Annotated in this window: 13 protein-coding genes and 1 pseudogene; 9 read left to right on the top strand and 5 right to left on the bottom strand. The window is 73.9% G+C overall.

The window, feature by feature from the left end:
- Positions 1 to 38: 38 nt before the first annotated feature.
- Together ACGFQ9_RS02505 and ACGFQ9_RS02500 are read right to left on the bottom strand one after the other, a co-directional pair.
- The gene (locus ACGFQ9_RS02505; RefSeq protein ID WP_393570340.1) at positions 39 to 1820 is read right to left on the bottom strand and encodes a sigma-70 family RNA polymerase sigma factor; all 1782 of its coding nucleotides are present in this window, start codon (positions 1818 to 1820) and stop codon (positions 39 to 41) included.
- A gap of 265 nt (positions 1821 to 2085) precedes the next feature.
- On the bottom strand, positions 2086 to 2460 hold the full coding sequence (locus ACGFQ9_RS02500; protein WP_393570339.1) for an IclR family transcriptional regulator C-terminal domain-containing protein: 375 nt from the start codon (positions 2458 to 2460) through the stop codon (positions 2086 to 2088).
- Between ACGFQ9_RS02500 and ACGFQ9_RS02495 the strand changes: the two genes are divergently transcribed.
- Positions 2450 to 2749, top strand: a complete 300-nt coding sequence (locus tag ACGFQ9_RS02495) for a PfkB family carbohydrate kinase (protein ID WP_393570338.1) — start codon at positions 2450 to 2452, stop codon at positions 2747 to 2749. The two genes, ACGFQ9_RS02500 and ACGFQ9_RS02495, sit on opposite strands and share 11 nt — an antisense overlap.
- 94 nt (positions 2750 to 2843) lie before the next feature.
- On the opposite strand, the gene ACGFQ9_RS02490 is transcribed toward ACGFQ9_RS02495, so the two are convergent.
- Positions 2844 to 4151, bottom strand: coding sequence for a serpin family protein (locus ACGFQ9_RS02490; protein WP_393570336.1), 1308 nt, complete (start codon positions 4149 to 4151; stop codon positions 2844 to 2846).
- A gap of 199 nt (positions 4152 to 4350) precedes the next feature.
- Here ACGFQ9_RS02490 and ACGFQ9_RS02485 point away from each other — a divergent pair, with 199 nt between their 5' ends.
- The gene (locus ACGFQ9_RS02485; protein ID WP_393570335.1) at positions 4351 to 4938 is read left to right on the top strand and encodes a GNAT family N-acetyltransferase; all 588 of its coding nucleotides are present in this window, start codon (positions 4351 to 4353) and stop codon (positions 4936 to 4938) included.
- A gap of 112 nt (positions 4939 to 5050) precedes the next feature.
- Here ACGFQ9_RS02485 and ACGFQ9_RS02480 read toward each other — a convergent pair whose 3' ends face one another.
- A complete protein-coding gene (locus ACGFQ9_RS02480; protein ID WP_393570333.1) occupies positions 5051 to 5293 on the bottom strand; it encodes a hypothetical protein in 243 nt (80 codons plus the stop codon).
- Between the two features lie 149 nt (positions 5294 to 5442).
- Between ACGFQ9_RS02480 and ACGFQ9_RS02475 the strand changes: the two genes are divergently transcribed.
- Positions 5443 to 6024, top strand: coding sequence for a TetR family transcriptional regulator (locus ACGFQ9_RS02475; protein ID WP_393570331.1), 582 nt, complete (start codon positions 5443 to 5445; stop codon positions 6022 to 6024).
- A gap of 65 nt (positions 6025 to 6089) precedes the next feature.
- Positions 6090 to 6680, top strand: a pseudogene (locus ACGFQ9_RS02470) (MBL fold metallo-hydrolase); the annotation flags it as partial.
- 191 nt (positions 6681 to 6871) lie between these two features.
- Here the strand turns inward: ACGFQ9_RS02470 and ACGFQ9_RS02465 are convergent.
- Entirely contained in the window at positions 6872 to 7969 is a 1098-nt protein-coding gene (locus tag ACGFQ9_RS02465) for a MerR family transcriptional regulator (RefSeq protein ID WP_393570797.1), read from the bottom strand.
- A gap of 273 nt (positions 7970 to 8242) precedes the next feature.
- On the opposite strand from ACGFQ9_RS02465, the gene ACGFQ9_RS02460 reads away from it, so the two are divergent.
- From ACGFQ9_RS02460 to ACGFQ9_RS02440, 5 genes are all read left to right on the top strand, one after another.
- Positions 8243 to 9034, top strand: a complete 792-nt coding sequence (locus ACGFQ9_RS02460; protein ID WP_393570330.1) for a sugar phosphate isomerase/epimerase family protein — start codon at positions 8243 to 8245, stop codon at positions 9032 to 9034.
- 113 nt (positions 9035 to 9147) lie between these two features.
- Entirely contained in the window at positions 9148 to 10104 is a 957-nt protein-coding gene (locus ACGFQ9_RS02455) for an aldo/keto reductase (RefSeq protein WP_393570328.1), read from the top strand.
- Positions 10101 to 11102, top strand: coding sequence for a D-2-hydroxyacid dehydrogenase family protein (locus tag ACGFQ9_RS02450; protein ID WP_393570326.1), 1002 nt, complete (start codon positions 10101 to 10103; stop codon positions 11100 to 11102). The genes ACGFQ9_RS02455 and ACGFQ9_RS02450 overlap by 4 nt, the downstream gene beginning before the upstream one ends.
- On the top strand, positions 11099 to 11554 hold the full coding sequence (locus ACGFQ9_RS02445) for an ankyrin repeat domain-containing protein (RefSeq protein WP_393570324.1): 456 nt from the start codon (positions 11099 to 11101) through the stop codon (positions 11552 to 11554). The genes ACGFQ9_RS02450 and ACGFQ9_RS02445 overlap by 4 nt, the downstream gene beginning before the upstream one ends.
- A 143-nt stretch (positions 11555 to 11697) precedes the next feature.
- Positions 11698 to 12264 carry a DUF4291 domain-containing protein gene (locus tag ACGFQ9_RS02440; RefSeq protein WP_393570322.1) on the top strand — a complete coding sequence of 189 codons (567 nt, stop codon included), beginning with the start codon at positions 11698 to 11700 and terminating at the stop codon, positions 12262 to 12264.
- Positions 12265 to 12445 lie beyond the last annotated feature (181 nt).

The raw sequence follows: 12445 nt of genomic DNA, 5'->3' as shown, positions 1-12445 counted from the left end.
CCTGTGACGGTCGCCTTCCCCCGTCCGGACGGGGCGTCCTACCGCTTGGCGCCGAAGTTCTGCGTCCACCAGGGGCCGCCGGAGCCCTTGTGGATGCCCACGCCGATGTCCTTGAACGAGCAGTTGAGGATGTTGGCCCGGTGCCCGGAGCTGTTCATCCAGGAGTTCATCACCGAGTCCGGGGTCTGCTGTCCGCGTGCGATGTTCTCGCCGTAGGTGGACCACCGGTAGCCGGACTGGGTGGTCCGGTCGCCGGGGTCCTGGCCGTCGGGGTTGGTGTGGTCGAAGAAGTCCCGGGCCGCCATGTCGTCGGAGTGCCGCTGGGCGGCGTTCCGGAGTTGGGCGTCCTCCTTGAGCGGTCCGCAGCCGGCCGCCGCCCGCTCCTTGTTGACCAGCGCCACCACCTGCGCCGCGAGGCCGGACGGCGTGGCGCCGCCGTTCGGCTTCACGGTGGACGGGCTGGGGGCGGGCTTGGCCGTGCTCCGCGCCGGCGAGGGGGTCCTGGCCGGAGAGGCGCTCCTGGACGCACTCGCGGTGGGCGAGGCCGACACGGAAGCGGAAGCGGAGGCGGAAGCGGAAGCCGAAGCGGATGCGGATGCCGGGGACGACGGCGATGCGGCGGGGTCCGAGGCCGCCGGAGCGACGAGCGGGGAAGCGGCGGCCCCCTGCACGACCCGGTCCGCCGCCTCCTCGCCATCCGGGGTCCCGAGGTACCAGAACGTTCCGCCGGCCACACAGGCCGCCACCACGGCCCCGCCCACGGCCCGCCGCCTGCGGGCACCGGTACGGGCCTTGCGTGCTCCGACGCGGAATCCATCGCTGCTGTGTCCCACGGTCGCGGCGGTGCCCGCGTCCCCGTCCTGGGCGGCACCGGCGGTGCCGTACGTACCGGCCGTGGCGTACGCACCGGTCGTGGCGTGCGCACCGGCCGTGTCGTGGGTGCCGGCCGGGCCGCCCCACGCCGTGGGGGCCATGCCCGGAGCCGTGGCCGTCGAAGCCGCCAGGGCCGACCGCACGCCCGCCAGCAGGGCCGCCGACACCGGGACCAGCGCCAGGCCGGCCAGCAGACCCTCCGCCGGGACCAGGCCCGCCCACAGGCCCGAGCAGCGCATGCACTCGCGGGCGTGCCGGGCTATTCGCTTGCGCCACAGGGCGGAGGGCCGCCCGTCCCAGCCCGTCAGAAGCGCCCGCAGGTCCTCGCAGGGCGGGACCGCGTCGAGCGCCCGGACCACCACCCGGGCCGCCTCCAGCTGTGCCTTCATCCGCTGGACGCGGACCGCGGTGTGCTGCGGGGTCAGCTCCAGGGCGGCTGCCACCTCGGCACGCGTCAGCTCGCCCGCGCACTCCAGCCACCACAGCGACAGCAGCCCACGGTCGTCCGGCTCCAGCCAGCGGGTGGCGCGGGCCGTCTCCTGGCGCTGCCCGGCCAGCTGCAGCCGGACCATCGTGAGGTCGACGAAGTCGGCACCCGGGTCGGCGAGTTCCCCGGCCGCTTCCAGGCCGTACGGACCGGTCTGCCGGTCCTGCCAGTGGGCCCGCACCCGGTTCATGGCGATGGCCACCAGCCAGGACCGGAAGCTGTCCGCGGAGCGGAGCCCGCCCAGGCCGTCCAGCGCGCGGAGCATGGTGTCCTGGACCACGTCGTCGACGTCCACGGACCCGCCCAGCGCCCGGCCGACGATGTTGTAGACGAGCGGGAGGTGCGCGCTGACGAGGTCGTCCTGGGCCCGCGGGTCCCCCTCGCGGGCCGCCACGACGAGTGCCGCGAACTCCGCCGACCCCGCCGACCCCGCGGATCCTGCCGTGTGCTGTGTACTCATGGAACTTCCCTGTCTTGCCGCCGGCCGATGATGCCCAATGCCCGGGAGACCCGCGAGAGGGGACTGGATAACACTTATCCGATAGTCGGATCGGAACGATAGGGCGAGCGGACGAATGCGTGCGGCCGCACCGGCCCGCCGGGGCCGGACATCCGGGACTCGGTGGCCGGAAACCGGCGCCCGGTCCGGCCGGTGCGGCCGGACCGGCTCCGCGAAAAGGGGCCGGTGCGGCGACGGGCCACGGCTGCATTCGGGTGAACTCGCCTCAGAGCAGCGGAGCCAGGGCCTCAGCCGCCGCCCGTACCGCCGGGGCGTACGACTCCAGCTCGTCAAGGCCGGTCAGGAAGGTGACGGTGGTCACGCTCACCCCGCCGACCGGCCGCCCCGCCGGACCGGATACCGCCGCGCCGACGCAACGGATGGTCGGCTCGTTCTCCTCGTCGTCCACGGCGAAGCCCCGCGCCCGGACCCGCTCCAGTTCCGCTTCCAGCTCCCCCGGGCCGGTCAGGGTGTTCGGCGTTCGGCCGGGCAGCCCGGCGGCATCGGTCAGGGTCCGCGCCTCCGCCGCCGGGAGCACCGCCGGCCCGCGCGAGGCCGCCGAGCGGTACCGCGCGCTGGGCGCGCGGGCGGTGGCCGTCACGGCGGGCCCCGACCGGCTGCTGCTGCACGACGGTGCCGGCCCGGCACGGTTCCTCCCGGTCCCGGTGAACCCGCGCCCGGTCGATGCCACCGGTGCCGGGGACTGCTTCACCGGGACCGCGACGGCCCGGCTGGCGCTGGGCGACCGCCTGGAGGAGGCCGTCGCGTACGGGGCGGCGGCCGCGTCCCTGTCGGTGTCGGGGAGCGGAGGCACCGGACGCGTGCCGCCCTTCGCGGAGACGTCGGCCCTGGCAGCGCGTCAGCCCGCTTGGTCGCCGCCCCCGCCCTGATCGATCGGACACGGCTGTCGTGCCGGCCCCGCGCGAGCCCGGCCAGGCGGCCTTGAGCGTCGGACCGGGCCCGCGCGGCTGTCGAGGCCCTCCTTCAGCGCCCGTCGCCCCAGCCCTCGTCGTCCCGGTCCTCGTCGTCCCGGTCCTCGTTCTCCCAGGCCTCGGCCTCCTCGCGTTCCTTCTCCTCCTGGGACTTCTCCATCTCCGGGGTGTGGGGGAGGGGGTCGGCCACCCAGCCCGCGGCCAGGACGAGCCGCGAGGAGCGCTGGACCGCGAGGAAGCCGAAGGGCCGGTCGAAGCGGAGGCCGATGGTCCGGACGCGGTACGGAGGGGGTGGCGGAATCCCGGCCGCCACCGCCCCGAAGGCGGTGGCGGCCGCGGCCTCGAACCCCTTCGCGTGGAAGCGGGCCATCGCTGCCTGGCTGCCCGACCCGATGAGGAGCGGATCGCGGCTGATCCCCGGGAAGTGGCCGGAGGTGATGCGCGAGGCTGCGGTCTCCAAGCCGAACAGTCCGGCGCGGTCCAGGAGGTCGTGCTCGGCCTCCGCGGAGAAGGCCACCGTGCCGATGTCGAGCCGGGGTTCCGGCCGGTAGGCGGCCTCCCGGCGGACGTGCAGACCCGGTCCTGCCGCGCCCCAGGGCAGGGAGAAGCCGTCGACCGACGGCAGGGCGCGGGTCACGGCGGCGATGCCGCCGGTCAGCACCTGCCCCGCGGCGGCCTCCGGCTCGCCCAGCACGAGGTGGACGTCCACTCCGCCGTCGCCGACCACCTCCAGTACGGTGACAGGTCCGCCTGCTGCCTCGGCGACCCGGACGCGGTGCAGCAGCGAGGTACTGCGGTACAGCCCCACGACGTTCCGGCCGGACCACGGACCGCCGTCGATCACTGTCGGCCAGTCGCGGAAGGGCCGGATCCACCGCAGCCGCAGGGCCAGGGCGGACGCGAGCACCAGCCGGGTGTCCTCGGTCAGTGTCACGGGCATCCGCTCGATGAGGCCGCCCGTCCGCTCGGCGGCCCAGCCGTCCAGTGCCCCGCCGTCCACGGCCGCGTCGCCGGTCAGGGTGCCGTGCGCACCCTCGGGCAGCAGCGCCGCCCAGTCAGGCTCCAACGGAAGGCCGCTGTCGGACCAGAGCCCGACGGCGGCCTGGAGACCGGGTACGCGCCCCAGTGCGGTGAGCAGGTCCCGGGAAGCGGCGGCAGCCCGGTCCGCGGGTATGCCGAGGGCCTCGGCCAGCTCCTTCCTGGCCGGGCCGCCCGCGCCGTCCGCCAGCAGGGCCAGCAGCGGCCACACCCCGGCCGCGGTCAGCACCGTTCCCGTCCGGCCGTCGGGGGCGACCGCGGCCTCTGCCCATCGGCCGGTCAGCCGGTTGACCGCGCGGACCGTCGAGTTCCTCATGCTCATGCCGGGAGGGTACGTGGTGGGCGCCGCCGGGCCGGAACGGTTTTCCCCGGCCCGGCGGCGCCGGTCCGCGGTGGCGGCACGGGGCCTGTCGGATGTTGAGGAGCAGGGAGTGCCGTGACCGCTCAGGTTGACCGGGTTGATGGACAGGAACCGGATGTAGCAGCTCCTGTCCGGTTCAGGGCTGTGGCACGATGCGGCGATGATCACCTCACCCGTTCCGCGGGTCGTTCCCGCAGGCCACATGGCCGAAATGGAACAACCCGTGCTCGCTCTGACCGGTGGTTTGGAGCTACGCCCCTGGCGCGTCGAAGACGCCGACGCCTTGGTGGCTGCTGCCCGGGAACCGGCCATTCGTCAGTGGAACCGCCTCGTTTTGACGTCGCAGGAGGAAGCGCGCATGCGGATCGAGCGCATGCGCGAGCGATGGGAGAACGAGCAGAGCGCGATATGGGCGATCGCCGGGCCCGATGGCGGTCAGGCGGTGGGGCTGATCGGCTGGGGCGACATCGACCTCAGTGGCGGCAGTGCCGAAATCATGTACTGGATCCTGCCGGCAGGACGCGGGCGGGGCGCCATGGCCGAGGCTGTGAAGCGCGTCAGTCAGTGGGCGTTTGACGACCTTGGGCTGCACCGGCTCCGGCTGTGCCACGCGGTGGCCAACTCGGCATCGTGCCGAGTGGCGGCGAAGGCCGGTTACTCCCTCGAAGGCACGATGCGTAGCGCCCTGCTGCACGAAGACGGATGGCACGACGAGCACCTGCACGCCCTGGTTCACGGCGACATCTGATCCCGTGACGGGTGGTCTGGCCGCGGTTGACAGGGGTCTGCCACCGCAGCGGTTGTCCTTCTCGCTTCGGATGCCCAGCCGGTTGAGGTTTCCGGCGACGGAGTCCGCGCGGTCAGGCGGCCGACCCGCCGCCCTCGCGTGCCCGCCGTGTGAGTGAGGCGTTGGCCTTCATCAGGGCCGGGATCAGCCAGTAGGCCACGACCGGGACCACCACTGCGGTCAGGATCAGGGTGCGGACCGCGAGCGGCAGGTCCTGCGTGAGCGGGCCGAGCAGCAGGAGCGCGAGGGTGATGGTCGGGTAGACGGCCAGCCAGGTGATGAAGGCGCGGCGGTGGACGGACGGTGCTGCGTTCATGGTTCCCCCCGGAATCCTCGGTGCGCGGGTGACGGCCGGAGGGTATCTCCAACCGAATGGTTGGAGTCTTGCAGGCTCACGATCCAAAGTCCAACCATTCGGTTGGAGATGTGGGCGCGGAGCCCGCTCCGGGAGCTAGGGTGCAGCTCATGGCCTGGGACACAGCACGCACGAAACAGCTCCTGCTCGACGCCGCGGTGGCGGAGTTCGCCGAGCACGGGCCGGAAGGCGCCCGGGTCGCGCGCGTCGCCGAGCGGGCGGGTGTCAACAAGGAGCGGATCTACCAGTACTTCGGCAACAAGCAGAAGCTCTTCAACGCCGTCCTGGAGGCAGAGCTGGAGAAGGCCGCCGCGGCCGTCCCCCTCACCGACGAACAGGCCGCCGACCTCGGCGACTACGCCGGCCGCATCTACGACTACCACCGCGCCCACCCGCACTTCCTGCGGCTCAAGGCGTGGGAGGGCCTGATGTGCCAGGACCGGCTGGCCGCCCAGGGCGAGCGCTCCGACCACTACGCCGAGAAGGTCGCCGCCGTCGCCCGCGCCCGCGGCACCGACGCACCCGCGGGCGGTCCCGGCCCCGGCCTGCTCGTGCACACGGTGCTGTCCCTGGTCTCCGCCTGGTTCACCCTGCCGCAGCTCGCCCGCATGCTCGTCCCGGAGACGGTGGACGCCGGCCCCGACGCCGAACGGGCCGCCCTGGTGGCCCTCGTACGGCGCCTGACCGCCTGACCGCCTGACCGCCTGACCGCCTGCCCGCCTGACCGTCGATCCCGTCCTCGCCCCGGAGACCGCCGATGCCGCTCGCCGCACCCGTCCACCTCACCGTCCTGGGAAGCGCCACGCCGTACCCGGCCGTGGACAACCCCTGCTCCGGCTACCTCCTGGAGCACGCGGGCACCCGGCTGTGGATCGACGCCGGCACCGGGACCCTCGGCGCCCTCCAGCGGCACGCCCGGCTCGACCGGATCGACGCCGTCTGGATCTCCCACCTGCACGCCGACCACTGCGCCGACCTGCTCACGGCCTACTACGCCCTGCTGTACGCCGACCTCGAACCCGCCGCGCCGCTCCCGCTGTTCGGGCCGCCCGGCATCGCCGACCGGCTCGCCGGCTTCCTCACCAACGGCCCGCGCCGCAGCCCCGTCGAGTCCGCCTTCGCCGTGCACGAGCTCCACGACGGCCACACGGTCCGCATCGGGCAGCTCCGCCTCACCAGCCGGGCCGTGACCCATGGCCTGCCCGCCTTCGCCCTGCGCGTCGATGCGCCGGGCACCTCACTGGTCTACTCCGGCGACTGCGAGCCCTGTCCGGCCCTGACCGAACTCGCCGCCGGCTGCGAGGTGCTGCTCTGCGAGGCCGACGGCACCCCCGACGGCCACCACACCCCCGAACAGGCGGGCGATTGCGCCCGCGGCGCCGGCGCCGCCCGCCTGATCGTCACCCACGTCGGCCGCGGCACACTCCCCCAGACTCCGTCCGGGGGGACCCCCACCCGAGGAGGCCGTGACCCGCGCCGCCGGCCGCTTCCCCGGACCCGTCCACCACGCCACCCCGAACCGCACCTTCACGCTCGGGTTCACGTCATGAGCAGGCGAAGGCCCAGATCCGCCGCGTCGAGGCCGGCGAGGTCGCCGTTGCGCTCCGCCCACCGGCCGGAGCCGAGGTCGTCGGCGAGACTTCGCACCGCCCGCTGCTCGGCCTCCGGCCCGACCCTCGTCCATACCGACATCGCCCGGCGCACCTGCTCCTCCAGATACGCCCCCGGCCGCCGCCAGTACGCCTCGAACAGACCGTCGGCGCAGTCCCAGGGGACGGGCACCGGCTCGGCGCGGGCGCCGATCGCGTCGGCCATCCCGGCAAGCGGGGGAAACCCCGCGAGGACGGCGGCGAACTCGGGCAAGTAGTCGCGGGTGAGCCAGAACCGGTCCTGCCAGCCGGGCTCATCGGTGTCGAACGTGAGCACCACCACGCGCCGGGCCACGCGCCGCATCTCGCGCAGCCCCGCCATCGGGTCCGCCCAGTGGTGAACGGTGGAGACGGCCATCGCGACGTCGAAGGACAGGTCCTCGAACGGCAGGCTCTCCGCGGCGGCGGCCACGCACGGCGCCGAGCCGGCAGGCCGCTGCCCCCGCATGACGGCCGAAGGCTCCACCGCGGTCACCTCGCGATCGGCAGGCTCGTAGGAGCCGGTACCGGCACCGACGTTCAGTACCGTCCGCGCGTCCCCGAGCGCGTCCCAGATCCGCGCGGCGATCCGCGGCTCGGTACGCCGTGTCGCCGTGTACGCGCCGCCGATCGTGTCGTACAGCCGTGCACCGAGCATCTCCAGTTGCTCCTCCGGTGTCACTTCCCGTCCCTTCGCCCGCGCGTCGAGTTCCCTGTCGATGGCCGCCACCATGGCGTCGGTGCGATCACGCTGCTCCAGCAGCAGGCCGCGCAGCCGGCGCAGGTGCGCGACCGCGTCGCCGGAGGGGTCGCCGACCAGTTCCGCGATCTCCCGCAGGCCGAAGCCCAACCGCCGGTAGGCCAGCACCTCCCGCAGCCGTTCCACGTCGCCCGCCGCATAGGCCCGGTAGCCGGCCGCTGTCCGCGCCGACGGCCGAACGAGCCCGACCTCGTCATAGTGGTGCAGCGTGCGGACGCTCACTCCGGCCAGCTCGGCCACGTGTCCCACGGTCCAGTGATCTTCCACGGCCCCGACTATGCAGCCTGACGCCACGTGAGGGTCAAGAGCCGCCGGTGAACGGCTCACCGGACCGGCGCGCCGAGGACCGGCGCCGGCGGATGAGACGATGGCGCGGAACGCGAGGAGGCGCGGCACCGGGTGCCGGTCCCCGCCGAGCCGGCCGGACGTCCTCCGGAGGCCCGGCCGTCCGGGCCGGCCGTTTCGTGCGAGCCGCGCCGCCCGACCGGCCGCCCGCCCCCGCGAGGAAGCGACCACGACGCCATGAAGTACGCCTTCTCCACGCTCGGCCTCCCCGGCAGCACCGTCGCCGAGGCAGCCGCGCTCGCCGCCGAACACGGCTTCGACGGAGTGGAGCTCCGTGCCCACGCCGAGGAACCGCTGCACCCCGGCACCCCCAACGCCGACCGGGCCGCCGCGGTCCGGGCCTTCGCCGCCGCCGGGGTCACCGTGCTCGCCATCGCCGGCCACGCCAAGGTGGCCGCGGCCGGGGAGGACGATCCCGTGGTCGCCGAGCTGCTCTCCCTGATCGTCCTCGCCGCCGACCTCGGAGCCCCCTTCGTCCGGGTCTTCCCCGGCGGCGGCCGTCTCCCCGAGCCCGAGGCCGACGCCCACGCGGTGCGCCGGCTGACCGCGGCGGCCCCCTTCGCCGAGCGCCACGGCGTACGCATCCTGCTGGAGACGCACGACTCGCACCGCACCGGAGCCGCCACCGGGCGGATCCTGGACCGGGTCGGCCATCCGGCCGTCGGCGCACTGTGGGACGTAATGCACACCTGGCTCGCCGGGGAGGAACCGGACGCCTCACGGCAGGCCCTCGCCGGACACCTGGGATACCTGCAGGTCAAGGACGTGGCATCGACGACCGAACTGACCCCGATCGGGCTGGGCGAGGGAGTGGTGCCGCTCGCCGAGGCCGTGGCCGGCACACCCGCCGACGGCTGGCTCTGCTGGGAGTACGAGAAGCGCTGGCACCCCGACGCCGCCGAACTGCCCGGCCGTCTCTCCCACGGCCGGGAACACCTCGCCCGCCTCGCCGCCGTCGCGGGCACCTGAGGTGCCCGGCTGCGGCCGGCCGCGAGGTGACGGACCGCCCGGCCCGTCCTGACACACCGCGAATCCAGCGGATAGCGTGTGGATCACCCACACACGAGGAGCGGAACGTACCCATGCGCTATCTCCCGCTTGGCAGTTCGGGCCTGCTGGTATCCGCGGTCGGCCTCGGCTGCAACAACTTCGGTGCCCGGCTGGACGCCGCCGCCACCCGCGCCGTCGTCGATGCCGCGCTGGAGGCCGGCATCACCCTGCTCGACACCGCCGACATCTACGGCAGCCCCCGCGGCTCCTCCGAGGAGCACCTCGGCCGGGCCCTCAAGGGCCGCCGCGACGAGGTCGTCCTCGCCACCAAGTTCGGTTACGACGGCGCCGACATGGGCTACGGCCCGGCCGCCGGGTCCAAGGGCGGACGCGCCTACATCCGGCGTGCCGTCGAGGAGTCCCTGCGCCGCCTGGACACCGACCGCATCGACCTCCTCCAGCTGCACAGCCCCGACCCGGCCACCCCCATCGCCGAGACCCTGGCCGCGCTCGGCGAACTCGTCGCCGAGGGCAAGGTGCGCTACCTCGGCCACTCCAACCTCAACGGCTGGCAGCTCGCCGAGGCCGCGCACGTCGCCCGCGAGACCGGCGCCGTGCCCTTCGTGTCCGCGCAGAACGAGTGGTCGCTGCTGGAGCGCTCCGTGGAGCGCGAACTCGTCCCGGCCGCCCGGCACTACGGAGTCGGCGTCCTGCCCTTCTTCCCGCTCGCCAACGGCCTGCTCACCGGCAAGATCCGGCGCGGCGCCCCGGTCCCGGCCGGCTCCCGGCTGGAGGGGCGCGACTCCTACGTCACCGAGGAGCGGCTGGACGTCGTCGAGGCGCTGGCCTCGATCGCCGACAAGTCCGGCCGTACGGTGCTGGAGCTCGCCATCGGCTGGCTCGCCGCCCAGCCCGCCTGTGCCTCCGTCATCGCGGGCGCCACCTCGGCCGAGCAGGTCCGCGCCAACGCGGCCGTCGCCGACCGGCCCCTGGAGCCCGAACTCCTCGCCGCGATCGAGGAGATCCCGGGCATCGGGGTCCCCGCGTGAGCACCGGCCGGGAAGGCGGACCGCTGCGCTGCGCCGTCCTCGACGACTTCCAGGGAGCGGCCACCACGCTCGCCGACTGGTCGCCGGTCACGGACCGGGTGGAGGTGGTCACCTTCCCCGACCACCTCTCCGACGAGGAGGAACTCGTCCGGCGCCTGGCCGGGTTCGACATCCTCGTCACCCTGCGCGAGCGGGTTCCCTTCCCGGCCGCCCTGCTGGACCGGCTGCCGCGACTGCGGCTCCTGGTCGCGAGCGGCATGCGGAACTCCGTCATCGACTACGAGGCGGCCCACCGCAACGGGGTGGTGGTGTGCGGCACCGCCAGCGCGTCCACCCCGCCCGTGGAGCTCACCTGGGCCCTGTTGCTCGGCCTCGCCCGAGGGCTCGTCGCCGAAGCGGACGCCCTGCGGTCCGGCGGGCCCTGGCAGAGCACCGTCGGAGCCGACCTGCACGGCCGGCGGCTCGGTCTGCTCGGACTCGGGAAGACCGGCAGCCGGGTCGCGCAGGTCGGCCTCGCCTTCGGCATGGAGGTGTGGGCCTGGAGCCCGAACCTCACCCGGCAGCGCACCGAGGAGGTGGGGGTCGGGCTGGCCGCCTCCAAGGAGGACCTGCTGGCCGGCAGCGACTTCGTCTCCGTCCACCTCGCCCTGGGCGAACGCAGCCGCGGGCTGGTCGGAGCCGCCGAGCTCGCCCTGATGAAGCCCGACGCCTACCTGGTCAACACCTCGCGGTCGGCCATCGTCGACCAGGACGCCCTGCTCGACGCCCTGCACGAGGGCCGGATCGCGGGCGCCGGCCTCGACGTCTTCGACGAGGAACCCCTCCCGCCCGGCCACCCCGTCCGGACGGCCCCGCGCCTGCTGGCCACCCCGCACCTCGGCTACGTCACGCGCGCGAACTACGCGACGTACTACGGCCAGGCGGTCGAGGCCGTCGCCGCCTTCCTGGCCGGCACCCCGGTCCGCCGGATCGGCCCCCACGCGGAGGAGAAGACGTGAACCGCAGGCGGCAGAAGAAGCTCACCCGGGCCCTGCTCCTCGCCGTCTGGACCGACGACGCCGGACGTGTCCGGGCCCTGCTCCGGGCCGGCGCCGACCCGGCGACGCCGGCCGCGGACGGCATCACACCCCTCTACGCCGCCTCCGTCCACGGGGCCGCCGACGCCGTCCGCCTGCTGCTGGCGGCCGGCGCCCCGCCGAACTCGGAGAGCGGTGGCACCGGTTCGGAAGGCACACCCCTGTGCGCGGCCGCTTCCTGGGGCCACACCGACGCCGTCCGCGAACTCCTCGCGCACGGTGCCGACCCCACCCTCCGGGAGGACGGCGGAACGGGCCTCTCCCCGCTCGACTGGGCCCTGCTCGGCCCCCACCCGGAAACCGCCGCACTCCTCCGCGCGGCCGGCGCCGGCCCGCGGCCGCCAGGGGCCTTGGCGGTGAATCGAAACGGTTGAGTGCGGTGTCAACCGCCTCAAGAGACACCGGGCTCCTCGTAGCTGTCATCAACGAGTGGCTCTGAGCAGCGCGTTCGAACCGCCTCCAGGGGGGGGCGAAATCGGCTCGCCGCGCCGGCGGACCAGGTGGCAGGGTGCGGCGCATGACGCCCCAGCATCAGATTCGTGCCGACTACGACGCTCACACGATCGTGGTCTATCAGGCGTACTCATGTGCCATCGCTGACGCGGCACTGCGGGCGGGCCGCTTCGTCGCACCGTTCTCGTTCCAGCGGATGACGTGGATCAAGCCGTCGTTCATGTGGCTGATGCACCGCAGCAACTGGGCCCGCAAGCCGGGTCAGGACCGTGTTCTCGCAGTGCGGATGACCCGGGAGGGCTGGGAGGAGGCCCTGTCCCAGGCCGTGCTGACGACCGCCGACCCGGCGGCCGTCGCCCAGGCACCCGTACACGTCCAGTGGGACCCGGAACGCTCGCCGCGCGGAGCGGCACTGAATCACTACAGCATCCAGGTCGGCATCGGCCGCCGCCTGATCCGCACGTTCACCGACGACTGGATCGTCAGTCTCACCGACCTCACCCCCCAAGTCCGCAAAGCCTCGGCACTGATACAAACCGGGCACACCGCCAAAGCACAACGGCTGTTTCCCACGGAGCGCTCCTACCCCATACCTCAGACACTGCAGGATGCCCTTTCCCCAGGCAGATGACGGGGAACTCGTGAGGGGACACCCACGGCCCACCGTGTCACGAGCACTTTCGACACAGGGCTCAGGAGCCGTCTGGGTCGTCGGCCGCGCCCGTGCGGGGTTCGCCGGGAACGGCCGCTGCCCGGGAGTGGGCCCCGACGCCCGGTGCCGGGGATTCCCCGTTTCACCGGCCGGGCCAGGG

The organism is Streptomyces sp. NPDC048603 (assembly GCF_043199475.1).
In the GTDB taxonomy this organism is placed as follows: Bacteria; Actinomycetota; Actinomycetes; order Streptomycetales; family Streptomycetaceae; genus Streptomyces.
Note: the sequence above shows the minus strand (reverse complement) of the source record. Positions and strands in the feature narration are given on the sequence as shown.

Coding starts and splice junctions, on each gene's coding strand:
- ACGFQ9_RS02455 (WP_393570328.1), top strand. CDS start 9,148: ATGCGCTATCTCCCGCTTGGCAGTTCGGGCCTGCTGGTATCCGCGGTC.
- ACGFQ9_RS02475 (WP_393570331.1), top strand. CDS start 5,443: ATGGCCTGGGACACAGCACGCACGAAACAGCTCCTGCTCGACGCCGCG.
- ACGFQ9_RS02485 (WP_393570335.1), top strand. CDS start 4,351: ATGATCACCTCACCCGTTCCGCGGGTCGTTCCCGCAGGCCACATGGCC.
- ACGFQ9_RS02490 (WP_393570336.1), bottom strand. CDS start 4,151: ATGAGCATGAGGAACTCGACGGTCCGCGCGGTCAACCGGCTGACCGGC.
- ACGFQ9_RS02505 (WP_393570340.1), bottom strand. CDS start 1,820: ATGAGTACACAGCACACGGCAGGATCCGCGGGGTCGGCGGGGTCGGCG.
- ACGFQ9_RS02480 (WP_393570333.1), bottom strand. CDS start 5,293: ATGAACGCAGCACCGTCCGTCCACCGCCGCGCCTTCATCACCTGGCTG.
- ACGFQ9_RS02460 (WP_393570330.1), top strand. CDS start 8,243: ATGAAGTACGCCTTCTCCACGCTCGGCCTCCCCGGCAGCACCGTCGCC.
- ACGFQ9_RS02440 (WP_393570322.1), top strand. CDS start 11,698: ATGACGCCCCAGCATCAGATTCGTGCCGACTACGACGCTCACACGATC.